We start from the raw sequence: 26,587 nt of genomic DNA, 5'->3' as shown, positions 1-26,587 counted from the left end.
CGGTCCGACCGCAGCCCTGGTTGGCGGGGTGTCGTCCGTGGACGACGGGACGTCAGATCAGGTTGGGTAGCAGCCGCATCGCAACATCGGTCGTGACCCATGAAAGTGCGATCACCAGGGGGCTCACGGCCACCCAGACGAGCACCTTCGACCATCGCTGACAGGCGACGACGACCCCCACGGTCAACGCCACCAGGAGTCCGAGGCAGAGAGCGAGCAGGGGCATGGCCCCTGGGTCGCTCGCCATCACGTTCTCCGAATCGGGGACCGCGCTCGGCCTGCCGGCCGGTGCGGGGAAGGACGTCGAGGCATCGGCGTCGACGTAGATGGCCTCGCCGGGGCTCAGCGCACCCAACGGGCCTGACCCTTCGGCTGAGACCAGCGTGAGCCGGGAGTGACCGGCGGCTGCGGGCGCGGGCTGGGGGTCGCCGGACCGGCGCACCCCGAGGACGGTGAAGTCGACCTCGCCCTGGGCCATGCTGACGTGGATGTTGTCGCCGGCCCGCAGGCTCGAGATCTGCCCGAAGGGGCCGCCGTAGGTGGCGGCGCGACCGAAGACCACGGAGGTGCCGGACTGCCCGGGCAGCGGGGTGTTGCGCAGGTGTCCCGGGCCGGCGAGCAGGTCGCCCGACGCGGTGCCCTCCACCACGACCTCGTCGAGGTGGAGCACCGGGATCGTCACGACCGCCACTGGATCACCGGCAGGTACCACCGGGCCAACAGGAGCCGTCGCGCTGGCCAACTGCGTGCGAATCTCGCCGAAGAGCAGGCTCTGCGACCGCGCGTGGCTGAGCGAGCCGAGCGCCAGCAGCTGGATCAGCATCCACAGGCACACCAGGGCGAGCATCAGCGTCGCGGTGTTCACGTAGGTGTAGATCTCCGCCTCGGGGCGCCGCGCCGGTCGCGGACGTTCCACGGCCTGCGGCCGGGCGGGGGTCGCGGTGCTCATCGGCGGCCCTGGAGGGCGAGCAGGCGTCCGACGCCGGTGCCGAGCAGCGCCAGCAGAGCGACGCCGAGGAGCAGCGGGAGTGCCCCGCGCCCGGCCGACGAGGTGATCGCGGCGGTCGGGACCGTCTGGGCGGTCGTCGGCGGCACGGCGCTCGGGGCCGCCAGGTCCGTCGTCGGGACCGCGTCGGGCACGGTGATGCCGAGGCCCGGTGCGATCGCGGTGGGCTTGGTGACCGTCGCCGGCTTCGTCGGTGCGCCCGAGCCCTGGAGCCGGGTCACCATCTCCTTCGCGACGGCCTGGGCCGAGGCGTAGAAGCGGGCGGTCGCACCGGTCTTGAGGATCGGCAGGAAGCCGTCGGGCAGCTGGCCGTTGCCGGAGCCCGCCTTCTGCCCCTCCGTGCTCGCGACCCGGATGAACTGGGAGACCTTGGCGACGTCAGCCGCCGCGAGCCCCTGCAGCTTGGTGGCCGTGTAGACGACCATCGTGCCGGGATAGGCGGTCTTGGACTTCTTCACCGCGGCCTGGTCGAGGGTGAACGCACCGAACTGCGACGACTGCTTCATCAGCTCCAAGGCGGCCGCCATCGACGTCCGGGTCGGGGCGACGTACGTCTTCGGTGCGGTCTTCAGGGCGGCGACGGTCAGGCCGTAGCGCTCGGCGTCGCCGAGGCTGACGATGCCGAGCACGAAGCGTCCGCCGATCCCCTGCCGGTCGACACGGCCGGTCTTGAACACCCCGGGCACGCCGGGGGCCGGCGCGACGACGGTGTCGCAGCGGGTCTGCAGGTTGGGCCAGCCGTCGAGCACCGCGGTGCTGATCTTCGCCAGCGTGGTCACCGGCGCCGCCATGTTCTGCATGTACGGCGACTCGTTGTTGTGCCAGCAGCCGACGGGGTCGTTGTCCGGGAACTCCCAGGGGTCCAGCAGCGGCCACTCGGAGGTCGGCATCTCGAGCGGAACCTTCGGGTCGCTCATGTCGTAGGCCGGGTTGACCACGGTGCCCCACGGGTCGGGCTCGCCGTGCAGGAAGTCCATCGCGTCCTGGTCCTGGGCGATGTACTCGGTGACCTGCTGCATCACGCCCGAGGAGTTGGACAGGGCGAGCAGGGTCGCGGCCGACTCGAAGGTGAACGAGCCCAGGCCCGGGTTGAGCGCGGTGAACTCGGGGTCGGTCTGGATCGAGCGCGGGTTCTTGTCGATCCCCGGGTGGCGCGGTCCGACGACGGGCCCGGGATAGGACTCGCTCAACAGCTTGGCCAGCAGCCGGGCGTTCAACCGGAGCTGGGTGTACTCCCCCGCGTTCTCCGGCTTGTCGATGATGTAGCCGACACCGAATCCGGTGACCGCGGTCGGGGCGTAGCCCACGGGGTCAGCCCCCGCAGGGAACTCCGAGGAGACCTCGGCCGCGACCCCGAGGCCGCCGTTCATCAGGGAGAAGCCCTGCCGGTCGGGCATCTGGTTGAGCTGGAACTTGAACCGGTCCTTGTTCAGGCAGTACGCCGGCGCCCACTGCAGCGCGGCCTGGGCGAGCAGCTCCGAGCCGTAGAACCCGGTCGGCTTGCGCCGATCGAGGACGTCGCAGGTGCTGGCCGGGGTGCCGAAGGTGACGGGGATGACGACCCGGTTCTTCCACACCGAGGGGGACCACCAGAGGCGGGCGCCGACGGCCAGCGGGACACCGTTGCCGGCGAAGTTGGTGCTGCCGGGCTCGTAGAGACCGTCGGCCTTGCACGCCTTGAGCGCCGGCGGCTCGGTCGCCGAGACCGCACCGCCCGGGTCGGACATCCGGTTGTCGCAGCTCAAGCCCACGATCGGCACCATCACGATCGCGCAGTCCACCTTGTCGGAGCAGCCCAGCGACTCGTTCTCGACGTCGGTGCGGACCTCGAACTGGATGTCGCCGGTGCCGTCGGTCTTGGTGAACGCGGCCACGTCGTTGGCCGGGAAGGCACCGTCGGCCGCGGCCTCGGGCGGCATGTGGCCCTGGTCGCAGGCGGAGTAGACCTTGCCGCTGGCGGCCCGGAACGGCACCACCCGGGCGTAGAAGTTGCCGGTCTGGGCGACGTTGGTGCAGTCCTTCGCCGCGGCCTCGGACATCCCGTAGATCTTGGTCCGCTGCGCCTCGGTGTTGAGCGGGTCGTGCACCCACCCCGCATCGAGACGGGAGACGTTGGTGACGGCGCGCTGTCGGGCCGACGTCGTCCAGCAGGTCTCCGGCGTGATCGTCGCTGCGGTGCCGCGGCACTGCATGATCACCATCGGGTACTCCTGGTTGACGCCCTTGTCCCCGAACGGGTCACCGGCGCGCGCCGCACTGGGCCGCGCCCCCGACCAGGTGATGTGGACGCGCTCGCGACCGCGCAGGTTCTCGGTGTGGTCGACCGCGACCTTGAGGTGGTAGGTCGACCCCTGGTTCTGCAGGTCGCCCGCGGCGTCTGCGAACTGCCGCACCACCGTCCTCGAGGTGCTGGCCGCGCCGTCGTCCGTGGCAGCGACCGCCGTCCCGGGCACCGCGGGAACGGCCAGGGCGAGCAGCCCGAGGACCATCGCCACCGGTCCGAGCCGCCTCACGATGCGGACCGCTTCCGGAGCCAGACCATGACGAAGCCCGGGATCAGCACCAGCGCGAGCAGCTCGAGCGCGGCGAGCCAGCCGAACGCGTTGTTGTCACCGCTGCGCTCCGCCGACAGCATCACCGGGGTCGCGGCGACGTCACCCGTCGTCCCGGCGGCGACGTCGGTGGTGCCGCCCGTGGCCGGGTCGACCGTGCCGCCGGCAGCGGGATCACCCCCCGAGGCAGGTGCGGTGGTGCCGCCTCCGCCCGTCGTCGTACCGCCGGTGGTCGTGCCGGTGGTGCCGGTCGAGCCGGTCCCCTTGCTGCCCGAGGGCTTGTTGGTCCCGGTCCCGTCGGTGCACGGACCGGCCCCGGTCTTGTCGCACGACGCCGGCTGCGGCGCCTTCTGCGCCAGCACGTTCTTGTTCGGGTTCTTCCCGTCGAAGGTGGGGTTGTTGCAGCTCTTCAGGTCGCGGTTCCCGGTCTGCACCTTGGGGTCGACCGCGGTCATCCGCTTGATCTGACTGATCCCGGACTGCACCAGGTTGAGCGGCAGCGGCGAGTAGCCGTAGGGCCCGGCCTTGGACTGGCCCTCGCACAGCGAGTAGTAGAGGAAGTCGGCCAGCGTCTGCCGCTTCGCGGTGGTGGCGAGCCGGACGTCGTTCTTCCCGATCGGGATGATCATGTAGGAGTACGACGAGATCGGGTACGCCCGCGGGTCCGGGTTGGTGTAGACCGCCGACAGGTCCTGGGTCAGGTAGAGCGGGTCGGTGACCGGCACGTTGGTGCGGATCTTGGCCTTGGTCAGCGCGACGGCGGTGTTGTACTGCGTCGGCTCGACGAAGTAGCCGGCCTTGTTCAGCACCTTCACGACCGGGTAGTTGGCGTTGACCGGGTAGGAGTACTCGACGTAGCCGATCGTGCCGTTGCCGGAGAAGCCCTTGATGTAGTTCATCACCTGGTCCGACCCGGACTGGGCGACCGTGCGGGAGCCCGACTTCTTCGGGTAGTACGACGTCAGCCCGGAGCGGCCGAAGTAGGGCCGCCACAGCGACGGGTACTGCTTGTCCATCCAGGTGGTCAGCTGCGCGGTCGTGCCGGAACCGTCGGAACGGACGACCGGCGTGATCGGCAGCGAGGGGAAGACGCGGCCGTTGTTGTCCTTGGTGATCGCCGGGTCGTTCCAGTTGGTGATCTTGTTGGTGAAGATCTTGGCCAGCGTCTCGCCCGACAGGCGCAGGTTGCGGACCTGGGTGTTGCCGATCTTCAGCTGGTAGGTGAACGCGGTGCCGCCGGCGACGATCGGCAGGTAGGCGTACGAGCGACCGTTGCTGGTGTCGGAGGCACCCTGCTCGTCGGTGCCCTGGTACGGGATCTCGGAGATCGCGAAGTCGACCGCGTTGTTGGCGAAGTCCTTGCGACCCTTGGTCGAGCCACCACCGGTGTAGACGACCTTCATGCCGTTGGCGTTCACGTCGGCGATCCACTGCTGGACGATGAGCTCCGACCAGGTCGACCCCGTCCCCTCGATCTGGGCGTACACCGTCGCCTGGGCGACTCCCGGCATCGCGAGCACCGCGACGAGGGAGGCGAGAGCGACGAACAGTGTCCGGATGGACTTCACGAGCGGGTCTCCTCAGGAGAATCGAGCGGCACATCGTTGGTGGAACGAAGCGGGATGGCGGGGATGAGAGCGCTCGTCAGCGAGCGCAGGGGACGCCGACGGACCGCGGTCCGTGGGCGGGCGAGCAGGCGGGCGGTGATGAAGAGGATCAGCACGAGCACCATCAGCACGGTCGCGGTGGCGAAGGCCCGGGCGATCGCATTCGGCTCCCCCGAGCGGACGGTCGTGTAGATCGCCAGTGGCAGGGAGTTCATCACGCCGTCGGTCGGGTTGGTCACCAGGAACGGGGCCGCACCGCTGGTGAGCAGCACCGGGCTGGTCTCACCGATACCGCGGGCCACGCCGAGGATGACGGCGGTGGCCAGGCCGGGACGGGCGGTCGGCAGGACGACCTGCCACACCGTCTTCCACCGGCTGGCGCCCAGGCCCAGGCTGGCCTCGCGCAGGTTCCCGGGGACGACCCGCAGGACGACGTCGGCGGCGCGGGCGATGATCGGCAGCATCATCACCGCGATCGCCAGGCCGGCGGCCAGGCCGCTGCGGGGGGCACCGAGGATGATGATGAAGACGGTGTAGATGAACAGGCCGGCCACGATCGACGGCAGGGCCGTCATCGCCTCGACGATGGTGCGGACCACCTTGGCGAACGGGCCGCCGACCTCGGTCATGAAGATCGCGGTGCCGATGCCCAGCGGGAGCGAGATCAGCAGCGCGATCGTCAACTGGATCAGGGATCCGACGATCGCGTGCAGGATGCCGCCCCGGTCGAAGCCGTCCTTGGGGCCGACCCCGCTCATGTCCTCGGTGAAGAAGTTCCAGTGGAAGAGCGCGTCGTACCCGTGCGGGGCGCCGTCGCCGGCGGAGCCGGTGAAGGTGAAGACCACCACCGAGACCAGGGAGAGCACGACGACCCCGGTCAGCACGGTGACGATCGCTCGGACGATCCGGTCGGAGACGTCGACGGCGCGGCCGGTCATCGCCGTCAGCACGGCCGAGGCGAGCAGCCCGGTCAGGAACCAGACCACGAGGAACCACGGCAGGCCGTCGAGCGGCAGCAGCCGCTGGGTGATGATCCAGGTCAGGCCGAGTGCGGAGATCCAGGCGCCCCAGGCGACGAACCGCTCGTCCAGGGTGGGCTTGCCGAGACTCTCGCGCGGCACTGCCGGCGGTGCGTCGGGATCGCGCAGCGGGAGGTAGGTGGTCGGCGACGACGTCGTGGTCGTGGTCGACTCGGCGGTGGCGGTCATCAGGCGTCGGCTCCGGCGCCGGACCGGCTGCGGGCGACCACCATCGCGGCCAGCGTGTTGATCCCGAGGGTGATCATGAAGAGCACGAACCCGGCCGCCAGCAGGGCCGAGAGCTGGGACGCGTTCGCGTCACCGAACCGACCGGCGATCAGGGCCGAGACCGAGTTGCTGCCGATCTCGAGCGGGCGCAGCTTGAAGTCGAAGCTGGGCGAGAGGATGAGCAGCACCGCGATGGTCTCGCCCAGCGCCCGACCGAGGCTGAGCATCGTGCCGCCGATGATCCCGCCGGCACCGAAGGGCAGCACGACCGAGCGGATCATTCCCCACTTGGTGGCGCCGAGCGCGAGTGCCGCTTCCTTCTCCCCCGGCGGGGTCTGGCTGAAGACCTGGCGCATCACGGCGCAGGCCATCGGCATCACCATCATCGAGACGGCGATCCCGGCACAGAAGGCGCTCGAGGCGTACCGGCTGGCGTCCCAGACCGCGGCGTCAGGGTCGGATCCCTTGACGTCGAAGATCGGGATCCAGCCGAAGTGCGACTGCAGCCACCGGGCGAACTCCGCGGCGTGCGGCATGATCAGGAAGAAGCCCCACAGCCCGTAGACGATGGAGGGCACAGCGGCCATCAGGTCGACGGCGGAGACCATGATCGCCTGCAGCCGTGCCGGGGCGTACTCGCTGATGTAGAGCGCGGTGGCGAAGGCGAGCGGGAACGCGATCACCATCGCGACGGCCGCGATCTGGACGGTGCCCAGCAGCACCGAGGCGATGCCGATCTGGTCGTTCTCCGGGGACCACTCGGTCTCGGTGAAGAAGCTCAGCCCGTAGTGCTGCAGCGTCGGCAGGGCCTGCAGGGCCAGGAACAGCCCGATGCCGCCGGTGATGGCCAGCACGGAGGCACCCACCAGCCGCGACGTGTGGACGAACACGGCGTCGGTACCGGTGGGCTTGCGCGACAGTCGGCGCGGTTCGGCAGCGGCGTCACTGACGTCGCGCACAGGAAGAATGGTCAACGAAGGCTTTCTTGTCCCCAGCCCGAGATGGCGTGCAAACGCCGTGAGTCTGGGGAAGAAAGACGACCGGATGCGTCAACTTCGATGGACCGCAGGTGAACAGCCTGCTGCGAAGAGGAGACGATGCCAGGGCTACGGCAGCACGACGTACGGCAGGGAGCCGCTGCTGGAGCTGTGGGCGGTGCTCGTCGGTGCCGGCGGGGCCAGCGGCTTCAGGTCGGGGATCGAACCCCCGCGGCCGTTCTGCCCCAGGACGACCAGGGTGGCGGCGAAGGCGAGGGCGAGCCAGGCGGCCGTGGCGAGGCCGACGTTCGGAGCTTGGCGATCGCGGTGCATGTCACCTCCAGCGGTTCGGGTCAGTGGGCGATCAGGCGGTGCGCCGGCACCCGTCGGGTCTCGGAGCGGTGCCGACCGCGGGCCTGCTGCCGGACCACCTGCTTCGGCGCGTGCGCGAACATCAGCGCCTCGTAGGCGTCGGTGATCCGCATCCAGCTGAACTCCTCGGCGTGACGCAGACGCGCGGCCACCGACATCTGCGTCGCAGCGATCGGGTCACCGATCACCCGGCCGAGCGCCTCCGCGATGGCGACCTCGTCCTTGACGTAGATCGCGGCGGTGCCGGCGACCCAGCGGTTGTAGGGGTTGTCGTGCGCGATGACGGGGTTGGCGCAGCCGAGCGCCTCGACCAGGGACGGGTTGGTGCCGCCGACCTGGTGGCCGTGCAGGTAGGCCAGCGAGTGCGCCCGCAACGCCTGCAGCCGGTCGGGGTCGTAGACCGCCCCGATGAAGTCGACCTCGTCGCTGGCCGCGTCCAGCACGGCTCGCTGGTACGGGTCGTCGCGGCTGTAGTTGCCGACCACGACGAGGCGGCGGTCCCAGTGCAGGCTGGAGAAGGCGCGGACCATCTCGAGGATGCTGTTCTCCGGCACCGGTCGGGCGACCAGCGTCAGGTACTTCCCGGGCTCGAGTCCCAGCTCGTCGAGCGGACCGCGCGGTGCGTCCCGCACCCCCGGGGCGCCGTACGCGATCGTGGTGATCTTGCTGCGCGAGACCCGGGTGGCGAGGTGGTCGGCGATGACGGGGTGGTCGGCGATGAGGGCGTTGCCCAGGGCGCAGGCCGCGCGCTCCTGGAAGTAGAGGAAGACCCGCTGGGCGCCGGTCCAGCCCTTCCGCTTCCACTCGATGCCGTCCATGTTGATCACGTTGGGCACCCGGCGCAGCCGGAGCAGCACGTTGAGCATCGCGGTGTTGTAGCCGAAGGTGACGCACAGGTCGCGGGTGCGGGCGGCGTGCCGGATCGAGTGCAGGTCGAAGTACATCGTGCCCTTGGCTCCGGGGTAGCGCGAGGGCAACCAGACCCGCTCGATGCCCTTCCACTCGTCGACCCGCATCCGGGCGTCGGGGGCGTCGTCCTGGCAGTAGACCACCACGCGCCATCCGCGCGAGACGAGCTCGAGCCCGATGTTCTCCACGGCCGTCTCGAAGCCACCGTGCGAGGCGGGAACACCCCGAGTCCCGAGCATCCGCACGGTCCGGGTCGAGCTCACCTTCGACCTTCGCAGCGACATGCTGGGAACCCCCTGAAATTCCGTGTCGTCAGATCCGATGCAGTACTCGGAATCCGACCTCGATCGGGGCGCCCGACGACGACGCGTCAGCCGAAATCACGCATTTGGGGGACGGCTGCCCTGGACCGTGGGGCGGCCCGGTCCTTCGCGGTCGTGCTCGTAGGCGGCGACCGCAGCGAGCTGCGTGCCGACCTCGAGGCGACGCATCACCTCTTTGACCTGCGAGCGGATCGTCGAGGGCGCAACACCCAGCCGTTGAGCGATCTCGACGACCGGGATGCCGAGGTGCAGCATCTCCAGGACCCGGCGCTGCGCACTGCTGAGCCGCGCGATCCGGGCGGCGTTGGCCTCCTGCTCGGCAGCGGAGTCGAGCCAGTCGGCGACCGCGTTGGCCCACTCCTCCGGCGGCATCGCGGTCCGGTTGCCGGCGATCTCCTCGAGGTGGGCGCAGACCGCGTCGAGTCCGGTGTTGGCCGGCAGCACCAGGTCGGCGCCGCCGACGAGGAGACCTCCGACGGCCGGGCCGTCGGGGACGTCGGTCAGCACCAGCCAGGGCACCTCGAGTCCGACCATGACGGCCTGCGCCTCGTAGAGCAGCGACCAGCGGTCGAGGGCCGAGACCAGGAGTCCGACACGAGGGGCGCGAGGGCGACCGCGCCGTGGCAGGGGCAGCGCCAGCCGCCGGCGACCGCGCCAGGGCACGGCGACGACGGGGTAGCCGCGGTCCATCAGTGCCGCCCGCACCGCCTCGCCGATCAACGCCTGATCAGCAGCGACCAAGATCTCGGGCGGCCCGATCCCGGCATCGCCGTTCGTAGCCTCATTGCTCACGCTCGACTCCCCGCCATACAGACTTCGGAGCTACGTCGGACGACGCTCCCTTCCCGGGTCATCGTGCGGATGTCGGCAGGCTCGCAGGTGTCCGTGATCAACGTCCCACCAGTATTGGGGACGGCCTCCGCGAGGCTGCCGCGAGCAGAGGGAAGCAGCAGCTCTTTCCATCATGCCTTGTTCCCCGCGTGATTCTCGGCACATAATCGCCAGACATGGACCGCTCGGGCCGTCCCCAAGATGGGGGAGTCTGTTGACCGGTTGTTGCTGAACCGGGAACAGGGCTCCCAACAATGAGTCCAGGAAAGTGCCGGCAGGCACCATCCCGCACCCAGGCGGAGGGCAGCATGACCACATTGGCGGACACCATGACCGAGACACCGCACGCTCAGCGGAAGACCAACGCCCGCGGGCAGCTACGGATCACGATCATCGACGATCACCTGCTGTTCGCGGAGTCGCTCGACCTCGTGCTCAGCGTCGAGGGGTACGACGTCCGGCGAGCCGAGATCCCCGACAGTGCCGGGTCGGCCGGCGGCCTGATCGCCTCGGTCCTGCGCGTGCAGCCACGGATCGTGCTGCTCGACCTCGACCTCGGCACCTTCGGCGACGGCGTCCGGCTGATCAGCCCGTTGGCCAAGGCGGGCGTCAACGTCGTCGTCGTGACCGCCTCCGCGGACAAGGCCCGGTGGGGCGACGCGCTGCGCCAGGGCGCACGGACGGTGCTGCCGAAGTCGCGCCCGCTCAACGAGATCCTCGCCGTCGTACGGCGTCTGCTGCAGGGCCTGCCGGTGATCACGCACTCCGAGCTCGAGGAGATGCTCGCCCACGCCAGCCAGCAGCGCACGGCGCACGAGTCGATCCGCGAGCGGTTGGCGATGCTCACGCCGCGTGAGACCCAGGTGCTGGGCGAGCTGATGCTCGGCCGGACGGTGCACGAGATCGCGGTCACGAGCGTCGTCTCCGAGGCGACCGTGCGGACCCAGGTGAAGTCGATCCTGGCGAAGCTCGAGGTCTCGTCGCAGCTGGCTGCCGTGGGTCTGGCCCACCAGGTCGGCTGGCACGCACCGCACGTGTGACGCGTCGGAAACGTGCGGTTCACCGGAGACGCGATCTCGCTGAGAACTGGCTGAGTTCTTCCCTGATTTGCGGCATGCCGCACCCTGAGGAGCGTTCGTAGGTTGGGTGTCATCCCCCGAAGCTGCTCCCACTCAGGAGAGGGACCCGATGACACTCGAGAGCGTGACTCCGTCACGTACGGTGCCGAACCCTCTGGCGCGACCGGAACTCATGCACCTGGCGACGTTGCACGTCGCCGCCCGACTCAAGACGAGCTGGGAATGGCTCGCGGCCGCGGTCGGACTGATCCTCGTCATCCCCCTCCTCGTCCCGCTGGCGATCTGGATCCGGCTCGACTCGCGCGGGCCGGTCTTCTTTCGCCAGACCCGGATCGGACGCGACGGGGTCCCGTTCACGCTGATCAAGCTCCGCACCATGTACGTCGACGCCGAGCTCGACCACCAACCGGCCGCCACCCCGGACGGGACCAAGCATCCCGACGACCCACGGGTGACCCGCGCGGGCCGGATCCTGCGCCGCTGCTCGCTCGACGAGCTGCCCCAGCTGTTCAACGTGCTCCAGGGGAAGATGGCGCTGATCGGCCCCCGCCCGCCGCTCCCCCACGAGATGCGTCTCTACCCCGAGCACGTCTGGCCGCGCTTCACCGTGCGTCCCGGGATCACCGGGCTGTGGCAGGTCTCGGGACGCGCCGACGTGGGCTGGCACGAGGCGGGCCGGCTGGACCTGGAATACGTCGAGGGATGGTCGCTGCGCCGCGACCTCTGGATCCTGGTGCGCACGATCCCCGCCGTGCTCGGCGGGCGTGGCGCCTACTGACCCTCCGCCTCCGCCGGCGGACGGGAGTGGCTGAGGGGGCTCGCCTCGGGGGTGAGCCCCCTCAGTCGGCTCAGGAGCCTGCTCGGGAATCCGCTCAGGAGGCGAGCGGGAACTTGAGCTCGACCCGGGTGCCCTCGCCGAGGGTCGAGTCCAGGGAGACCTTGCCGCCGTGGGCGCCCACGATGCTGGCCACGATCGCCATCCCGAGGCCGGTGCCGGGCAGGTCCTGCACGCTCGGGTCGTGCGAGCGGTAGAACTCGTCGAAGACCCGCTCCTGGTCGTCGGAGCTCATCCCCAGACCGGTGTCGCGGCAGGTGAAGACGGCCCAGCCGTGGTCGCTGGTGAGGTTCAGCTGGACCGATCCGGCCGGGGTGTACTTGATCGCGTTGCCGATCACGTTGGTCAGCACCCGGGTCAGGCCGGAGCGGTTGCCGTCGATCACGGCGGGGTCCGGCGGACCGGTCTCGGCCAGGAAGGCGAGGCCCGCCTGCTCGGCCTGAGGACGGTGGACGTCGACGGCGTAGCGGAAGACAGCCCGCAGATCGACCCGCTCGTGCGGCATCCGGGCCACCTCGGCCCGGTAGAGCACCATCAGACCCTCGACGCTGAAGAGCAGCTCCTGGGTGGCGCGCTGCATCACCTTGACCGCGTGCGAGACCAGCTCGGCGTCGTCGCCGCCCTGCTCGAGCATGTCCAGGTGGAGCCGGATGGCACTGAGCGGACTGACGAGGTCGTGCGAGACCGTGGAGACCAGCCGGGTCTTGTAGTCCGCCATCCGCTGCAGGTCCAGGACCAGCTCGTGCTCGCGCTCCTGGGCGCGGTAGGCCTCGATGCTCTGACCGAGGTCACGGGCGATGTCGGCGACGGCCGAGGTCTCGATCTCGGTCCAGGGTGAGCCCTCGACGGAGCGGCCGACGGCGAGTCCGCCGTAGCACTCGCGGCCGGCACCGACCGGGACCAGCAGCGTGTTCACCAGGCCCATCCGGCCGAGCATGGTGGCCACGTCGGCGGCGTCGGACGGGTTGATCGTGGCGGCCAGGACCGAGGCCGGACGGCTGGTGTCGATCAGGACCGGCCCGGTCCCCTCCTGCCAGGCGTTGACCAGGGCGTCCTCGCACAGCGCGATCAGGGTCCGCTCGCCGGCGTCGACCCAGTCGTCGAAGAGCTGGTAGCGGACCACGTCGGCGCCGAGTCCGTACTCGATGCTCTGCCGCGCCCGGCTCAACGCCTCGGCGGGGCTGAACTCGCTCGTCGAGCGGCGCAGCACGGCGCGAGCGGTCTCGGCCAGACGCGCTCGCTGCGCCTCCTGGTCCCGTTCCATCACGGCGACGACGGCCCGCGCCGCGAACCGGCCGAGGTCGTCGAGCCGATCCCATTCGGCCCCCTCGGGGACGGTCCCGCCGATCTTGGCGTCGAGGCTGAGCACCGCGCGCAGGTTGCCGTCCTTGGAGATCGGGTAGTGCAGGGTGTTGCGGGCGCTCCACGCGATCGCCGGGTCCGACTTGCGTCGGGTGTGCGGCGTCCAGCCGTGCAGCGGGGCCAGGTCGACGACGGCGGGGCGGAGCAGCACCCACCCTCCGTGGGCCTCGCTGCGCTGGTGGGCGTCGTCCCAGACCTCCGGCGGGATCACCATCGTGCCGAGCATCTCCTCGGTGATGGTGGACCCGGTGACGGCGACGACCTGCAGCTGGCCGTCGTCACGGACGACGGAGAGGACCGCGACACGGAAGTCGGTCACGGCAGCGAGATCGGTCAGCACGGCGCGCACCTCGGCGCGTGCGGACTCGTTGATCAGGGGCTGGATGCGCATGCGGCGCTCAGCAACGGCGGCAGCGCTCAGCGCTCCCGTGTCGGCCGCCTGCTCCTCCTCGGGTGGGAGGGCGGTGAATCGTGCTCCTGCTTTACCCATGACCGGTTCTCCCCACGACGCGGCATAGCGATCTCGATCGAACCCCCGAGAGAGTTCCACTCTGACATTTTCCTGAGTGAAGGCCTAGGGATCCGCCCGGTTAATTCTTCCGCTCGGACTACCCGGTTCCCCTCCAGGAGGACTAGCGACAGGGACCGGACCCCCGGGACTTCTGTCCTGATTCGGAGCCAACCCGATCACGGACGGGCCGTTCGGTCGTTTGATTGTCGTGATGGGAACAAGGTCCCCGGTGATGCACCGGACGAAGCAGGCCACCGCGGTGCTCGCGCTGGTCGCCACGAGCGCTCTCCTGGGACTCGCCAACCCCGCCCAGGCGGAGTCGACCCCGGCCGAGACGCCCGACGGGGGCCCGGTGACGGTGACGGCCCAGCGGCAGGTCCCGATGACGACGTTTGCGTCGGTCAGCGCGCGGGCGACCCGGACGGTCGTGGTGCACCACCAGGGCCGGAAGGCACGGGCGACCCGGACCGCATCGGTGACGGTGCGCCTGCCCGCTCACGCGGTCGGGACGGGCGTGGCCTCGTGCACCGACGAGTCCTACGAGCTCGCCTCGGACTGTGCGAACAGCTCGGCCCAGCGGGCGGCACGAGCCGACGGGCAGGCTCGGCTCGAGGACGCCGTACAGAAGGAGCTGCCGCGGGTGGCGAAGCAGCGGGCCGCGAAGGCTGCGACCCAGGCGGCGCGACGCGCGGCGATGCGACGCGTCAGGAGTTGAAGCGGGACTGGGTCTTGTCCAGACCCTCGTTGATCAGGCACTCGACCGCGTCGGCGGCGGTGTCGACCTGGAACGGGAGCACCTTGCGCTCGGCGCTGGAGTAGTTCGAGAGCACGAAGTCGGCCACGTCCTGGCGACCCGGCGGGCGGCCGATACCGACCCGGAGCCGGTAGAAGTCGCCGGTGCCGAGACTGGAGCGCATCGACTTGAGCCCGTTGTGCCCGTTGTCGCCGCCACCCAGCTTGACCCGCATGGTGTCGAAGTCGATGTCGAGCTCGTCGTGGATCGCGATGATCCGGCTGGGCTCGATCTTGTAGAACTGCGCGGTCGCCTTGACCGGGCCGCCGACCTCGTTCATGTACGACTTCGGTCGGCAGAGAACGACTCGAGGGCCGCCCATGGTCAGGCGGCCCTCGATGATGTCGGAGCGCCCCGCCCGATGGCTCTTCCAAGAGCCACCGAGGCGGGTGGCCAGCTCGTCATTGACGAGGTAGCCGATGTTGTGACGAGTTCCGGCGTACGACGGTCCCGGGTTGCCCAGGCCGACGACGAGCCATGCGTCGTCACTCATGATGCGTCAGTGAGCGCAGGTCACTCGGACGCGGACTCGGCGTCCTCGGCCACGGGGGCGTCGAGGGTCGCGTCGTTGGTGTGGGTCTCGTGCGAAGCAGCCTCGGCGGCGGCCTGGTGAGCGGCCTCCTCGGCGGCCTCCTCGGCGGCGACCTCAGCCTCGACGGCCTTGACGTCGCTGGCGTCGATGGCCAGGAAGTCGATGTGCTCGATGACGCGCTTGAGCGGGTCGACCTGGATCGCCTGGGTCTTGACGAACTGGGTCTTGCCGTCGAGGTCGAGCTCGAGGACGGCGTGCACGCCACCGTGGCGCAGGGCCATCGTGGTCACGTGGCTCGCCAGGGTGATGTGGGTGGCGTCGCTGCCGGCCGAGTAGATGACGGCGGGGATGCGACCCTCGCGGCGGGCACGGCGGGCGGCACCCTTGCCGAACTCGGTGCGGGTCTCGGCGGTGAGCTTCTCAGACATGATGTCTCCTGCGGTTCATGGGGAATGAGCGAACGTGTGGTGCTCTGGCCGAGAGACGACGAACGCCGCGCGGACATGGACGCGCGGCGCTGAGAAAGCTGCCGGCCCAGTCGATCACGGAGTTTGTCCTCCCTCGCCAAAGCGACTGCAAGAGTCTAGGAGCGAGTGCCGCCCTACGCCAATCCGGGCGAGCCGCGCAAGACCGGCCCTGTGGATGAGCGCCGACGCGTGGCGCGAAGATCGGGCAGCGTGAGGCTCATGCCATCGCCGGCGCTCGACCTCAGTCAGCCCTTCACCGTCGCGCAAGCACGCGCGGCCGGGATCGACAAGAACGAGCTGCGCTCCCCAGCCTTCCGCAGCCTTCATCGCGGGATCTACATCTCGAGCCAGGTCCCGATGACACCGTTCCTCACCGCCCGGGCGGCCGTCCTGGCCAGCGGCCCGGGGGCCATCGCCAGCCATGCGACCGCGGCACGGCACTGGCGCTTTCCCCTGCCCCACCTCCCCGGGGAACACGTCACCGTCACCGATCGGAAAGCACGCAGGACGCGGTCCGGGCTCACCTGTCACCACTCCACGACCCCGCCGCCGGCCATGAAGTACGGCGACGTCCTCATCTCCCGCCCCGAGCAAGTCTTCGTCGAGCTGGCCTCGATGCTCACTCTGGTGGACCTCGTCGTGGTCGGCGATCACCTCGTTCGCAACGCGGACGCGACCTTGTCAGCACTACGTCAGCACTGCGAGCGCGCGACTGGCCCCGGGGCGGCCGCGGCCCGCCGTGCGGCCGACCTCGTGCGTGAGCACGTGGACTCGCCCATGGAGACGCGACTCCGACTGCTGATCGTCCTCGCCGGATTGCCCGAGCCGCAGGTGAACCTCGCGCAGGTGATCAACGGAGCCAGTCGGCGCTTCGACCTGTGCTGGCCCGACGCGAAGGTGATCGTCGAGTACGACGGACGGCATCACATCGAGCGCAAGGAGCAGTGGGAGGCCGACCTCCGGCGCCGCGAGGCGATCGAGCGGGAGGGCTGGCGCTTCCTCGTCTTCGTCGCCCGCGACATCTACACGACCCCCGGCGAGACCCTCGAACGCGTCACCGACGCCTTGCGCGAGCGCGGCACGCGCGGTCTCCCTCGTGCGCTCGCCCCGGCCTGGAGGGAACACTTCGGGCGCCAGGTCGCTGACTGAGTGCTCCATCCGCACCAATGTGGGGTTGGAACGACGCCCCTCGGTGATCGAAGTGTTCCAACCCCACATGTGCGGGGTTGGAGCAGGGGTGAGGAGGGTCAGGCGTGGCCGTCGAACATCGACGTGACGGAGCCGTCGTTGAAGACCTCGCGGATGGCGCGAGCCACCATCGGGCCCACCGACAGGGTGGTCAGCTTGTCGAACTGCTTCTCGTCCGGCACCGGGAGCGTGTTGGTCACGATGACCTCGATCGCCGGGCTGTTCTTGAGCCGGTCGACGGCGGGGTCGGAGAGGATCGCGTGGGTGGCGCAGATGATCACGCCGGCGGCGCCGTCGGCGATGAGCGCCTCGGCGGCCTTCACGATCGTGCCACCGGTGTCGATCATGTCGTCGGTGAGGACGCAGACCTTGCCTGCGATGTCACCGACCACCCGGTTGGCGACGACCTCGTTGGCGACGTCGGTGCGACGGGTCTTGTGGATGAACGCCAACGGTACGCCGCCGAGGCGGGCGGCCCACTTCTCGGCGACCTTGATCCGGCCAGCGTCCGGGGAGACCACGGCGAGCTCGCCGAGGTGCCCGTCGCCGTACTTGTTCTTGATGTAGTCGGTGAGGATCGGCAGCGCCATCAGGTGGTCGACGGGGCCGTCGAAGAAGCCCTGGAGCTGGTCGGCGTGCAGGTCGACGGTGATGATCCGGTCCGCGCCGGCGGTCTTGAACAGGTCGGCGACCAGGCGGGCCGAGATCGGCTCCCGACCGCGGTGCTTCTTGTCCTGACGGGAGTAGCCCCAGAACGGCATCACGACGGTGATCCGCTTGGCCGAGGCGCGCTTGAGCGCGTCGACCATGATCAGGTGCTCCATGATCCAGTTGTTGATCGGCGTGGTGTGGCTCTGCAGCACGAACGCGTCGCAGCCACGGACCGACTCCTGGAACCGGACGTAGGTCTCGCCGTTGGCGAAGTCGAAGATGTTGCTCGGCACGATCTCGGTGTCGAGCAGGTCGGCGACCTCGGAGGCGAGCTCCGGGTGTGCCCGTCCACTGAAGACCATCAGGTGCTTCTCGGTGGTCTTCTTCACGTTCGGCACGTGGGCTCCTTGCAGGCCGCTGGGGTGATGAACGGGAGTCTAACGATCGGTAGCAGCATCGGCTGCATCGGCTTGGGCGGTCCCGGGGCGACGTGACTGGGCCCACTTCTCGATCACCCGCTGGGGGCCGGCCGAGAGTGCGAGCCCGCCCGGCGGGACGTCGTCGCGGACCACGGTGCCGGCGCCGGTGGCGGCTCCGTCACCGATCGTCACCGGGGCGACCAGGGTGACGTTGGAGCCGCTCGTGACGTGCGAGCCGACGGTGGTGCGGTGCTTGTTGACCCCGTCGTAGTTGGCGAAGATCGTGCCCGCCCCGATGTTGGTGGCCTCGCCGATCTCGGCGTCGCCGACGTAGGAGAGGTGCGGCACCTTCGAGCCCGCGCCGATGACGGCGTTCTTGGTCTCGACGAAGCCACCGATCTTGCCGCGCTCGCCGAGCACGGTGCCGGGACGCAGGTAGGTGAACGGCCCCACGGTCGCGTCGGCCCCGATCACGGCGAGCAGCGCCTGGGTCCGCACCACCGAGGCGCCGGCCCCGACCTCGGTGTCGCGCAGGGTGGAGTCGGGCCCGATGGTCGCGCCGGTCTCGATCGAGGTGGCGCCGTGCAGCTGGACGCCCGGAAGCAGCGTGACGTCGGGGACGAGCTCGACGTCGGCGTCGATCCAGGTGGTCGCCGGGTCGACGATCGTGACCCCGGCGCGCATCCAGCCGGTGAGGATCCGGTCGTTGAAGGCCCGGCCCAGAGCCGCCAGCTGGACCCGGTCGTTGACGCCCTCGATCTCGAGGGTGTCGGCCACGACGACCGCACCCACGCCGAGTCCGTCGGTGACCGCGAGGCCGACGGCGTCGGTCAGGTAGAACTCACCGCTCGCGTTCTCGTTGCCGATCCGGCCGACCGCCTGACGCAGGAACGAGGCCGAGAACGCGTAGATCCCCGAGTTCACCTCGGTGATCGCCTGCTCCTCGACCGAGGCGTCCTTCTGCTCGACGATGCCGCTGACCGACCCGGAGGCGGTGCGCACGATCCGGCCGTAGCCGGTCGGGTCGTCGACCACGCCGGTCAGCACCGTGATCGCTCGGTCGGCCGCCTCGTGGTCGGCGATGAGGCCGGCCAGGGTCGCGGTCGAGAGCAGTGGCGTGTCGCCGTACGCGACCAGGACGGTGCCCTCGAGCGCGGTGGTGTCCGGGAGTCCGGCCAGGCCGATCGCGACGGCGTGGCCCGTGCCGAGCTGCTCCTCCTGGACGGCGAGGATCGCGTGCGGGAAGTCCTCGCTGATGTGGGGACCGACCAGCTCGCGCTGGTGCCCGATCACCGCGACCACCTGCGCCGGGTCGAGCCCGGCGACGGCGGTCAGCACGTGCGAGACCATGGAGCGACCCGCGAGGTGATGGAGCACCTTCGGGGTCGAGGACTTCATCCGGGTGCCGCCTCCGGCGGCCAGGACCACGACGGTGAGCTGGTTCGTCACTTGGCAAAGTCTAGAGAAACAACTGACGGATTCCTCCGCCGCGATGGATGATGCTGGGAAACGCACGGAGAGGACTGTGGGTGGACACAGTTCATGGGGGCTCAGCGCTCGGCCTGAATCTGTCGCGAGCATGGGGAGAAGCGCCATCGCTCGGGGGTATTCGCGCGCTCCAATTCACCACCGGCAGTCTCTACCTCGCCGGCTGCCTGATCGTGCTCGCCGGGATCTTCACCCTCGACGGCGACCTGGCCCGTGGGCCGATGGCCGCCATCGCGATCGGCGCCGCGTTCGTCTCCCTCGCCACCCTGCGCTGGGGCAACCGGATTCCCCGGCGGCGCTATCACTGGCTCGTCGCCCTGGGCTCGATCCTGGTCAGCCTCGAGGTGCTGTTGGCCGGCGGCGGGGTCGCCTCGCTCGCGATCAGCACGATCTGGGCGTTCGCCCTGATCGACGCGATCTTCATGTTCCCGCTGCGCGAGGCGAGCGCCCAGGTCGCCTTCATCTACCTGCTCGGCTCCGTCTCGATGATCCGCGTCGGCCTGCCGATCGGCGGCCTGGTCGTGCTCGGCGGGGTCGGCATCGTCCTCGGCGTCGTGATGGCGTGGTTGACCCGGATCGCCGAAGCGGCCGAGGTCGACCCGCTCACCGGCCTGCTCAACCGGCGCGGCCTCGACCGCCGGATGGACAAGGAGATCGCGCACCTGCGTCGGACCGACTCGCTGCGGGTGCCACTCTCCCTGGTCGTGCTGGACATCGACGAGTTCAAGCGGATCAACGACACCGGCGGCCACGTCCGCGGGGACCGGGCGCTGATCGCCTGCGCCGAGGCGTGGGCGGGATCCGTGCCGACGGCCGCCGTGCTGGGACGGTACGGCGGCGACGAGTTCGCGGTGCTCCTGCCGGGCTACTCCCTCGGCCAGGCCGGCGACATCGCCGACGAGCTGCGGGCGCTCACCCCGCCCGGGATCCGGGTCTCCGCCGGCGTCGCGGCCGGGCGGCCCGACGACTCGGTCTCGATCCTGATCGGACGCGCCGACGCGGCGCTGTACGAGGCCAAGGTGGCCGGCCGGGACCGGACCATCGTGCACGGCGACCCGGCCCGCCGCGGCCGCGAGATCGAACGCGCCGTGGCGCGCAACGAGCTCCTGCTGCACTTCCAGCCGGTGATCCGGCTCAGCTCCGACCAGGTCGTCGCCCACGAGGCACTGGTCCGGTGGCTGCACCCGACCAAGGGCCTGGTGATGCCCGACCACTTCATCCCCGATGCCGAGCGCACCGGCGCGATCCACGCGGTCGGCGCCTGGGTGCGCGAGGAGGCGGCCCGGATCGTGATGACCAGCGCCGGCCCGCGGATCCCGGTGACGGTGAACGTCTCCATCCACGAGCTGCGAGCGGACGGGTTCGTCGCCGAGATCGCCGACCTGCTCGACCGCTGGTCGATGCCCCCGGACCTGCTGATCGTGGAGGTGACCGAGAGCGTCTTCGACGACCAGGACCCGCGGGTCCTCGAGACCGTCGACGGCTTCCGCAAGCTCGGGATCACGATCGCGATGGACGACTTCGGCGCCGGCTACTCCTCGCTGCGCCGGTTGACCGAGCTGCCAATCGACCTGATCAAGGTCGACGGCGCGCTGCTGCAGGCCATCCAGCCCGACAGCTACGAGGCTCCGATCCTCGAGGCGGTGATCACGATGGCCCGCTCGCTCGGGGTCGACGTGATCGCTGAGCGGGTCGAGACCGCACACCAGGCCGCGGTGCTTCGCCGGCTCGGGTACGACCTGGTGCAGGGCTACCTGTTCGGGCGGCCCGGACCTCGCTGAGGTCGTCCAGGTCGGACCTCGCTAGCAGCCGCCGTGGAGCCCGATCCGGCTCAACCCGGCCAGATCACCGCGTCCCCACTCCGATCCGCCGCGCGCTCCCATCGGGTAGAGCACCTGATAGGGATCGCGGCTGTGCCCGAGTCCGACCGCGTGCCCGAGCTCGTGCAGCAGGGCGCCTCCGACGGTGAGGTTGCCGGCGCGCGTCCCGGTCCCACCGAAGCCGGCCTTCCACTTCTTCTGGCTGCGGTCGAGGGCGACGTACCCGGCGACCCGACCACCGCCGTAGGCGAACCCGCCCTGGCCGACGGTCGCCGAGCCGCGGAGCGAGGGCACCTGGGCCGGGCTGGCCCAGCCGATGAAGATGCCGGTGCGGCGGTCGACCCGGTCGTCGTTGCGGCTCAGCGGGACCATCTTGGTGGCGCCGGCGTAGCGCAGCCGCAGCCCCGAGGCGGCCGCGACCCGAGCGATCGCCTGGCTGACCAGACTGAGGGTGAAGCCCTTCTTGGCGCCGGTCATGTTCACGTAGACCGGGATCGCGCGGCACGGGTTCCAGGGCCGGTCCGCGATCGTGTAGGCGCTGGCACTCCCCCGCGGCGTGTAGGGCAGCCGGACGGTCATCGCGGCCGCCGCGACGGGGGTCGCCGCGGGGAGGCCGCCCGCGGCCAGGGCGATCGGACGGTAGGTGTGGGCGCCGTAGAAGAAGGTCGGCGCGGTCAGCGCGTAGCGCCCCGCCGCGTCGCTGGTGGTCCGGATGTCGGTGGTGTTCCAGCGCCCGCCGCCGTACACCTGCAGGGCGACCGGCACTCCGGGACGAAGGAGGCCGGTGTCGGTGCGGACCTCGCCGGTGATCGCCGCCCTGGCGTTGAGGGCGTGCGTCGTCGCCGGGTAGGTAGCGGTGATCACCTGCGCCTTGGGCGCGGGCAGCACCGCGGTCAGGTGGAACGCGGCCTGCCACGGGACGGCGGGGTCGTAGGGGTCGCCGATGACCTGGGTCACCTCGAGGTCGTACTCCCCCGGTTGAGCGGTGCTGAACACCCAGGAGGGCGGGTCGACGTCGCCGGGCGACCACTCGCCCCGGTCGATCTCGGTGTCGTCCAGGCTCCAGGTCGCCACCAGCGGGTACGTCGTCCCCGGGTTCTGGACGGCCACGGTGACGTCAGTGCCGCGGACCACGGTGGCCCCGTCGTCGACGCTGGTCTGGAGGACCGGGGCCGGGTAGTCCGCCAGGGCGGGTCGAAGTCCGAGTGCGGCCGGAGCAAGCAGAGCGATCAGGGCGCCGACCAGCACCCCACGAACCGGGAGTGACGCCATGGCGCCGAGCCTAGGGAGGTTCGGGCGCCCGCGAAGCAGAACGGGAAAGTGGAACCGGTTCTCGTCAGGCAGGCTCGACTGTGACAGCATCGATGTCATGGATGACCGCGTTGCTCCGCGCCCCGACCTCAGCGACCTGCCCGGCCTGGTCGAGTCCGTCCTGCCGCAGGCGCTGATCGACACCCTGCCGCTGAACGAGTCACCGGCGTCCTGGACGTGCCAGTGCTCGGGCCTGATGTGGCTGGGTCGGGCGAGCGCCGCGGCCTCGGGTGCGTTCGCGCCCGGACTGCAGCCGAACAAAGCCGTGGCCACGCTGGGCGGATTCGTCCGGTACGCCGACACCCCGGTCGGCCCCTACGACGAGGTGCTCGGTGCGCTCGCCGCGCGCGACGGTCGGTCGAACTGGATCAACGTCGCGTTCATGGCGGTCGACTCCCCCACCAGCATCGTCGGCGGCCGGGAGAACTGGGCGATGCCCAAGACCCTGGCCCGGTTCGACGGCTCCCCCACCCGCGGCTCCTCGATCACCGCCACCTCCGACAGCGGCCTGGGCTGGGAGGTCTCGGCCACACCCCGTGCCATCGGCCCCGCGATCCCGATGAAGTCCAAGGGCATCACCCGGCAGCAGTTCGCCGACGGCCGGATCGGTACCGCGCGGCTGGAGATGAAGGGCAGGATGCGGCCGGCGCTGGTCACCGTGAAGGTCCGCTCCGAGGGTGACCTCGGCTCGTGGCTGACCTCCGGTCGGCACCTCGGGGTGTTCCTGGAGGACACCGAGTTCACGCTCGGCGCCACCAAGTTCAGCTGACCTCGCAGCTGACCTCTCAGCTGACCTCGGCCGGGCGACCGACCGCGCCGGGGACGGCGTCGACCAGGTCGTGGGTCATGGCGTTCTCCGCCTTCAACCGCGCCAGCTCGACGTCGCGGGCGGCGTAGCCCCGCGCGGTCACCCGGTCCCGGCCGAGGATCTTCAGCCGCGCCTGGTCAGCGACGAACAGGGCCGGCCGCAGTCCGCGGACGACGTACTTGGCGGAGCCGTCGGGGATCTCGAGGGCGTCAGCGGCTCGCTGGCCGAGGAAGATCCGCGCCATCCCGTACATCAGCCGGGTGGCGACGTCGATCCGGAACGACTCGGGGCCACGCAGCAGGGTGGCGAGCTGGAGGGCGAGGTAGTCCTCGGTGAGTGCCTTGACGAAGTCGCGGCTGTACTCGTCCGGGCCGGGCGAGGTGAGGCTGTAGAGCTCCTCGATCCGGATGTGGTCGGCCTCGGTGTGCGGGTTGAGCGCGTCCTCGACCCCGATCACGTGGCCCACGTAGCGCCAGAGGTGGTAGATGTCCGCGAGCTCGTCCGGGCGGAGCCGGACGCCGAGGTGGGTCATCGCCTCGAGCGAGATGTGGCCGAACTCGGCGAGCGTGAACGCCATGTAGGGCTGCGGGATCGGCACGCCCCACGCGTCGGTGTCCCACGGCTCGGGCGACCTGCCCGTGCTGATGAAGCGGCGCACGTGCGCGTGGATCATCCGGACGCGGACGGTGTGCTGGAAGCCGGGGGCGTCGATCGCCATCCCGCCGGGGCGGACGACGTGGGAGAGCCACTCCCCGACCTCGATCGACCGCACCGCCGGCTGATGTCCGTAGCGGCCGGTGAGGAGGAGCGGCTTGGCGGCGATCCAGTTCTCGGCGCCGCGCAGCAGGGACGCGGCCCCGAGCACCAGGCCCCACTGGGCGGAGTAGCGCACCAGCACGTCGGCGGCCCGGTCGAGCCGGTCGCGGTCGAGCCACGCGGGCTCGGTGGTGAGCTGGTCGAGCAGCGCCTGCACGGTCGGCGGCGGGTCGGTGACGGCGCCGAGTCCCTCGGTCATCAGGGTGCGGACGGCGTGGGCCGCCGCCGGCCCGGCGGGATCGTTGACCACGGCGTCGGCGAGCGGGTCGGCGTGCCACATCGCGTCCAACCAGGCGCGGCCGTGGTCGCCGTACCGCTGGAGGGCGAGGTCGGTGTGCGGCAGTGCCGAGGGAGCCGATCGGGTCGTCGTCACGCTGCCGAGACAAGCAGGGTGGAACGTGTTCTGACAAGGCTCCCGGTCAGAAATCGCCGGCGGAACTTGAGATGCTGGACCCGATGAGACCGGCGCACCCAGCCCACGCGGCCCTGCAGGACCTGACCGAGATCCGCGCGGCGCACGGCACCCGCTGGGTCGCGGCCCGGGCCTCGATCTGCGTCCTGGTGCCGCTGCTGATCCTGCTCGGCACGGACCGGATCAGCTGGGGCCTCTACGCCACCTTCGGCGCCTTCACCGCGGTGTACGGCGGCGCGCTGCCGTACCGCGGGCGGTGGCGGCGCCAGCTCGCCGGTGGAGCCGTCCTCGTCGGCGCGACCGTCACCGGGGCGGCGGTCTCGCTCAGCCCCGAGCGTGCCTGGCTGGCGCTGCCGGCGACGGCGTTCTGGGCGGCGGTCGCCGCGTCGTTGTCGGACCGCTACCGCTGGATCCCGCCCGGGCCACTGTTCGCGGTCTTCGCCGCCGGCGCCTGCTCGGCCCGACCGAGCGTGCCCGGCGACCTGCTGGCGGCGATCCTGATCTCGGGTGGCACCGCAGCGTTCGCGCTCGGACTCGGCCGGCTCGAGGAGCTGCTGCGGGGACTGCCCCGCGAGGAGCACCACGGTCGGCACGCGATGCCGCTGCAGGCCGAGCGCTACACGCTGCACGTGGTGCGGGTCGCCGTCGCCGTCGTGCTGTCCGGGGCGATCGCGACGCTGCTGGGGATCGGCCACCCGTACTGGGCGATGGTCGGCGCCGTCGTACCGCTGAGCGTGCCGCGGCTGCGGGCGCAGACCGTCCGTGGGGTGCAGCGACTGCTGGGCACGCTGGTCGGGCTCGGCCTGGCCTGGGTGGTCCTCAGCCTCGGGATCAGCCCGTTGGCGGCCGTGCTCCTGGCCGCTGCTCTCCAGGCCAGCGCGGAGCTCCTGGTGGTGCGCAACTACGCGCTCGCCCTGATCGTCATCACCCCTTTGGCACTTTTGATGGGGCACCTGGCTCATCCCGAGCCCGTCGACGACCTGCTGTTCGACCGGCTGGTGGAGTCGGTGCTCGGCGTGGCGATCGGGTTGGTCGTGGCGTGGCTGACACGAGAACGGACGGACCGATGACACGACGATCGACGGCGGGGGTGCTGCTCCTCGCCCTGCTGCTCGCTGCCTGCGGCGGGACGGGCACCGAGGCGACCTCGACCCGGACGCCCGAGCCTTCCCTGACTCCGACACCCACCTCGACGCCCACCCCGACCCCGACGGAGAGGATCTCGGTGACCATGACCCCCACGCCGCTGCCGGCCCACCCGAACGCCGCACTGCTGCGCGCGGCCCGACGCGGCGACGCGGATGCCGCCGCCCTCGCCCTCCAGGCGGGAGCCGACATCGAGACGCGCGACCGGCGTGAGCGGACCGCGCTCCTGATCGCCGCGACCGAGGACCACGTCGAGGTGGCGCAGGTCCTCGTCGCCGCCGGCGCCGATCCCGATGCGCTCGACGACCGGCACGACACCCCGTGGCTGGTGACCGGAGTGACCGGCAGCGTCGCGATGCTGGAGGCGCTGCTGCCTGCCGACCCGGACCTGACGATCAAGAACCGGTACGGCGGCCTGTCACCGATCCCGGCGGGCGAGCGCGGCCACGTGGACTACATCCGACGCGTCGTGCAGACCGACGTCGACATCGACCACGTCAACGACCTGGGCTGGACCGCGATGCTCGAGGCGATCATCCTGGGCGACGGCGGTCGGAGGTACCAGCAGATCGTGAGGATCCTGCTGGAGGCCGGAGCCGACCGGTCGATCGCCGACCACGACGGCGTCACGCCGCTGCAGCACGCGCAGCGACGCGGCTACACCGCGATCGCGGCGCTGCTGCGCGGCTGATTCCTGGTCAGGACTGACGCTGGCGGGGCCAGATCCCGCCGGCGAAGAGCGCCCAGGCGACCAGCACCGGCTGGAAGAAGAGCCGCACCAGACGCTTGCGGTCGGTGTCGAGGCCGAAGCCGTCCTTCTTCTCGACGTACTGCGCGATGTTGCCCGGGAAGATCAGCACGAAGAAGGCCGCGAGGGCCGCGCCGATCCGGGCCTTGCGCCGTGGCAGCAGGGCCAGCGAGGCGCCGAGCGCGATCTCGGCCACGCCCGAGGCCAGGACGACGACATCCTCGTCAGCCGGGAACCAGTCGGGCACCTGAGCGCGGAACTCCTCTCGCGCCGTGGTCAGGTGCGTGATGCCGGCGAAGGTCATGATCGAGCCGAGCGCGATCCGGGCGGCGGTGCGGGCGATGGCCATGTCGTGAGCCTAGGTGGGTGAGCAAGCC

General features: G+C 70.5%; 24 protein-coding genes. 8 read left to right on the top strand and 16 right to left on the bottom strand.

Going from position 1 to position 26,587, the window contains the following annotated elements; genetic code table 11:
• Positions 1-52: 52 nt before the first annotated feature.
• The 8 genes from ACZ5J1_RS01680 to ACZ5J1_RS01645 form a co-directional block, all read right to left on the bottom strand.
• On the bottom strand, positions 53-949 hold the full coding sequence (locus ACZ5J1_RS01680) for a class E sortase (protein ID WP_464561918.1): 897 nt from the start codon (positions 947-949) through the stop codon (positions 53-55).
• Complete coding sequence (locus ACZ5J1_RS01675) at positions 946-3,519, bottom strand: hypothetical protein (protein ID WP_464561916.1); 2,574 nt, start codon at positions 3,517-3,519, stop codon at positions 946-948. Before ACZ5J1_RS01675 ends, ACZ5J1_RS01680 begins: the two co-directional genes overlap by 4 nt.
• A complete protein-coding gene (locus ACZ5J1_RS01670; RefSeq protein WP_464561915.1) occupies positions 3,516-5,126 on the bottom strand; it encodes a substrate-binding domain-containing protein in 1,611 nt (536 codons plus the stop codon). The genes ACZ5J1_RS01675 and ACZ5J1_RS01670 overlap by 4 nt, the downstream gene beginning before the upstream one ends.
• The gene (gene pstA / locus ACZ5J1_RS01665; RefSeq protein WP_464561913.1) at positions 5,123-6,373 is read right to left on the bottom strand and encodes a phosphate ABC transporter permease PstA; all 1,251 of its coding nucleotides are present in this window, start codon (positions 6,371-6,373) and stop codon (positions 5,123-5,125) included. Before pstA ends, ACZ5J1_RS01670 begins: the two co-directional genes overlap by 4 nt.
• Positions 6,373-7,371, bottom strand: coding sequence for a phosphate ABC transporter permease subunit PstC (pstC, locus tag ACZ5J1_RS01660; protein WP_464561912.1), 999 nt, complete (start codon positions 7,369-7,371; stop codon positions 6,373-6,375). The genes pstA and pstC overlap by 1 nt, the downstream gene beginning before the upstream one ends.
• 147 nt (positions 7,372-7,518) lie before the next feature.
• Positions 7,519-7,722: a hypothetical protein gene (locus ACZ5J1_RS01655; RefSeq protein ID WP_464561910.1), complete on the bottom strand. Its 204-nt coding sequence runs from the start codon at positions 7,720-7,722 to the stop codon at positions 7,519-7,521.
• 20 nt (positions 7,723-7,742) lie between these two features.
• Positions 7,743-8,954 (bottom strand): DUF1972 domain-containing protein, encoded by a 1,212-nt coding sequence (locus ACZ5J1_RS01650; protein ID WP_464561908.1) that lies wholly within the window; start codon positions 8,952-8,954, stop codon positions 7,743-7,745.
• A 96-nt stretch (positions 8,955-9,050) separates the two neighbouring features.
• On the bottom strand, positions 9,051-9,785 hold the full coding sequence (locus ACZ5J1_RS01645; RefSeq protein ID WP_464561907.1) for a helix-turn-helix transcriptional regulator: 735 nt from the start codon (positions 9,783-9,785) through the stop codon (positions 9,051-9,053).
• Positions 9,786-10,132: 347 nt separating this feature from the next.
• On the opposite strand from ACZ5J1_RS01645, the gene ACZ5J1_RS01640 reads away from it, so the two are divergent.
• Together ACZ5J1_RS01640 and ACZ5J1_RS01635 are read left to right on the top strand one after the other, a co-directional pair.
• Complete coding sequence (locus ACZ5J1_RS01640) at positions 10,133-10,864, top strand: response regulator (RefSeq protein ID WP_464561905.1); 732 nt, start codon at positions 10,133-10,135, stop codon at positions 10,862-10,864.
• Between the two features lie 163 nt (positions 10,865-11,027).
• Positions 11,028-11,681 carry a sugar transferase gene (locus ACZ5J1_RS01635; protein ID WP_464561903.1) on the top strand — a complete coding sequence of 218 codons (654 nt, stop codon included), beginning with the start codon at positions 11,028-11,030 and terminating at the stop codon, positions 11,679-11,681.
• A gap of 94 nt (positions 11,682-11,775) precedes the next feature.
• Here the strand turns inward: ACZ5J1_RS01635 and ACZ5J1_RS01630 are convergent, their stop codons facing one another.
• Positions 11,776-13,590: an ATP-binding protein gene (locus tag ACZ5J1_RS01630; RefSeq protein ID WP_464561902.1), complete on the bottom strand. Its 1,815-nt coding sequence runs from the start codon at positions 13,588-13,590 to the stop codon at positions 11,776-11,778.
• A 253-nt stretch (positions 13,591-13,843) separates the two neighbouring features.
• On the opposite strand from ACZ5J1_RS01630, the gene ACZ5J1_RS01625 reads away from it, so the two are divergent.
• Positions 13,844-14,326, top strand: a complete 483-nt coding sequence (locus ACZ5J1_RS01625; RefSeq protein WP_464561901.1) for a hypothetical protein — start codon at positions 13,844-13,846, stop codon at positions 14,324-14,326.
• Here ACZ5J1_RS01625 and pth read toward each other — a convergent pair.
• Positions 14,316-14,897 (bottom strand): aminoacyl-tRNA hydrolase, encoded by a 582-nt coding sequence (gene pth, locus ACZ5J1_RS01620; protein WP_464561899.1) that lies wholly within the window; start codon positions 14,895-14,897, stop codon positions 14,316-14,318. The genes ACZ5J1_RS01625 and pth overlap by 11 nt on opposite strands.
• A gap of 20 nt (positions 14,898-14,917) precedes the next feature.
• Positions 14,918-15,364, bottom strand: coding sequence for a 50S ribosomal protein L25 (locus tag ACZ5J1_RS01615; protein WP_464561897.1), 447 nt, complete (start codon positions 15,362-15,364; stop codon positions 14,918-14,920).
• A gap of 258 nt (positions 15,365-15,622) precedes the next feature.
• On the opposite strand from ACZ5J1_RS01615, the gene ACZ5J1_RS01610 reads away from it, so the two are divergent.
• Positions 15,623-16,552: an endonuclease domain-containing protein gene (locus ACZ5J1_RS01610; RefSeq protein ID WP_464561895.1), complete on the top strand. Its 930-nt coding sequence runs from the start codon at positions 15,623-15,625 to the stop codon at positions 16,550-16,552.
• A gap of 98 nt (positions 16,553-16,650) precedes the next feature.
• Here the strand turns inward: ACZ5J1_RS01610 and ACZ5J1_RS01605 are convergent, their stop codons facing one another.
• Entirely contained in the window at positions 16,651-17,604 is a 954-nt protein-coding gene (locus tag ACZ5J1_RS01605; RefSeq protein WP_464564671.1) for a ribose-phosphate diphosphokinase, read from the bottom strand.
• 75 nt (positions 17,605-17,679) lie between these two features.
• Positions 17,680-19,110 (bottom strand): bifunctional UDP-N-acetylglucosamine diphosphorylase/glucosamine-1-phosphate N-acetyltransferase GlmU, encoded by a 1,431-nt coding sequence (gene glmU / locus ACZ5J1_RS01600; RefSeq protein WP_464561894.1) that lies wholly within the window; start codon positions 19,108-19,110, stop codon positions 17,680-17,682.
• Positions 19,111-19,322: 212 nt separating this feature from the next.
• Between glmU and ACZ5J1_RS01595 the strand changes: the two genes are divergently transcribed.
• On the top strand, positions 19,323-20,930 hold the full coding sequence (locus tag ACZ5J1_RS01595; RefSeq protein ID WP_464561892.1) for a putative bifunctional diguanylate cyclase/phosphodiesterase: 1,608 nt from the start codon (positions 19,323-19,325) through the stop codon (positions 20,928-20,930).
• A gap of 21 nt (positions 20,931-20,951) precedes the next feature.
• Here the strand turns inward: ACZ5J1_RS01595 and ACZ5J1_RS01590 are convergent, their stop codons facing one another.
• Positions 20,952-22,241: a M66 family metalloprotease gene (locus ACZ5J1_RS01590; protein WP_464561891.1), complete on the bottom strand. Its 1,290-nt coding sequence runs from the start codon at positions 22,239-22,241 to the stop codon at positions 20,952-20,954.
• Positions 22,242-22,338: 97 nt separating this feature from the next.
• On the opposite strand from ACZ5J1_RS01590, the gene ACZ5J1_RS01585 reads away from it, so the two are divergent.
• The gene (locus tag ACZ5J1_RS01585; RefSeq protein ID WP_464561890.1) at positions 22,339-23,049 is read left to right on the top strand and encodes an acetoacetate decarboxylase family protein; all 711 of its coding nucleotides are present in this window, start codon (positions 22,339-22,341) and stop codon (positions 23,047-23,049) included.
• 16 nt (positions 23,050-23,065) lie between these two features.
• Here ACZ5J1_RS01585 and ACZ5J1_RS01580 read toward each other — a convergent pair whose 3' ends face one another.
• A complete protein-coding gene (locus tag ACZ5J1_RS01580; protein ID WP_464561889.1) occupies positions 23,066-24,277 on the bottom strand; it encodes an oxygenase MpaB family protein in 1,212 nt (403 codons plus the stop codon).
• 83 nt (positions 24,278-24,360) lie between these two features.
• Here ACZ5J1_RS01580 and ACZ5J1_RS01575 point away from each other — a divergent pair, with 83 nt between their 5' ends.
• The gene (locus ACZ5J1_RS01575; RefSeq protein WP_464561887.1) at positions 24,361-25,386 is read left to right on the top strand and encodes an FUSC family protein; all 1,026 of its coding nucleotides are present in this window, start codon (positions 24,361-24,363) and stop codon (positions 25,384-25,386) included.
• Complete coding sequence (locus ACZ5J1_RS01570; RefSeq protein WP_464561886.1) at positions 25,383-26,153, top strand: ankyrin repeat domain-containing protein; 771 nt, start codon at positions 25,383-25,385, stop codon at positions 26,151-26,153. The genes ACZ5J1_RS01575 and ACZ5J1_RS01570 overlap by 4 nt, the downstream gene beginning before the upstream one ends.
• A 7-nt stretch (positions 26,154-26,160) precedes the next feature.
• Here the strand turns inward: ACZ5J1_RS01570 and ACZ5J1_RS01565 are convergent, their stop codons facing one another.
• Positions 26,161-26,559, bottom strand: coding sequence for a DoxX family protein (locus tag ACZ5J1_RS01565; RefSeq protein WP_464561884.1), 399 nt, complete (start codon positions 26,557-26,559; stop codon positions 26,161-26,163).
• Between the last annotated feature and the right edge of the window lie 28 nt (positions 26,560-26,587).

It is taken from the genome of Nocardioides sp. JCM 18999, assembly GCF_055391175.1.
This window is presented reverse-complemented; position numbering and strand designations above follow the sequence as displayed.

Coding starts and splice junctions, on each gene's coding strand:
- ACZ5J1_RS01655 (WP_464561910.1), bottom strand. CDS start 7,722: ATGCACCGCGATCGCCAAGCTCCGAACGTCGGCCTCGCCACGGCCGCC.
- ACZ5J1_RS01590 (WP_464561891.1), bottom strand. CDS start 22,241: ATGGCGTCACTCCCGGTTCGTGGGGTGCTGGTCGGCGCCCTGATCGCT.
- ACZ5J1_RS01630 (WP_464561902.1), bottom strand. CDS start 13,590: ATGGGTAAAGCAGGAGCACGATTCACCGCCCTCCCACCCGAGGAGGAG.
- ACZ5J1_RS01640 (WP_464561905.1), top strand. CDS start 10,133: ATGACCACATTGGCGGACACCATGACCGAGACACCGCACGCTCAGCGG.
- ACZ5J1_RS01615 (WP_464561897.1), bottom strand. CDS start 15,364: ATGTCTGAGAAGCTCACCGCCGAGACCCGCACCGAGTTCGGCAAGGGT.
- ACZ5J1_RS01625 (WP_464561901.1), top strand. CDS start 13,844: ATGCACCGGACGAAGCAGGCCACCGCGGTGCTCGCGCTGGTCGCCACG.
- ACZ5J1_RS01605 (WP_464564671.1), bottom strand. CDS start 17,604: ATGGTCTTCAGTGGACGGGCACACCCGGAGCTCGCCTCCGAGGTCGCC.
- pstA (WP_464561913.1), bottom strand. CDS start 6,373: ATGACCGCCACCGCCGAGTCGACCACGACCACGACGTCGTCGCCGACC.
- pth (WP_464561899.1), bottom strand. CDS start 14,897: ATGAGTGACGACGCATGGCTCGTCGTCGGCCTGGGCAACCCGGGACCG.
- ACZ5J1_RS01575 (WP_464561887.1), top strand. CDS start 24,361: ATGAGACCGGCGCACCCAGCCCACGCGGCCCTGCAGGACCTGACCGAG.
- ACZ5J1_RS01565 (WP_464561884.1), bottom strand. CDS start 26,559: ATGGCCATCGCCCGCACCGCCGCCCGGATCGCGCTCGGCTCGATCATG.
- ACZ5J1_RS01610 (WP_464561895.1), top strand. CDS start 15,623: ATGCCATCGCCGGCGCTCGACCTCAGTCAGCCCTTCACCGTCGCGCAA.
- ACZ5J1_RS01570 (WP_464561886.1), top strand. CDS start 25,383: ATGACACGACGATCGACGGCGGGGGTGCTGCTCCTCGCCCTGCTGCTC.
- ACZ5J1_RS01650 (WP_464561908.1), bottom strand. CDS start 8,954: ATGTCGCTGCGAAGGTCGAAGGTGAGCTCGACCCGGACCGTGCGGATG.
- ACZ5J1_RS01680 (WP_464561918.1), bottom strand. CDS start 949: ATGAGCACCGCGACCCCCGCCCGGCCGCAGGCCGTGGAACGTCCGCGA.
- ACZ5J1_RS01585 (WP_464561890.1), top strand. CDS start 22,339: ATGGATGACCGCGTTGCTCCGCGCCCCGACCTCAGCGACCTGCCCGGC.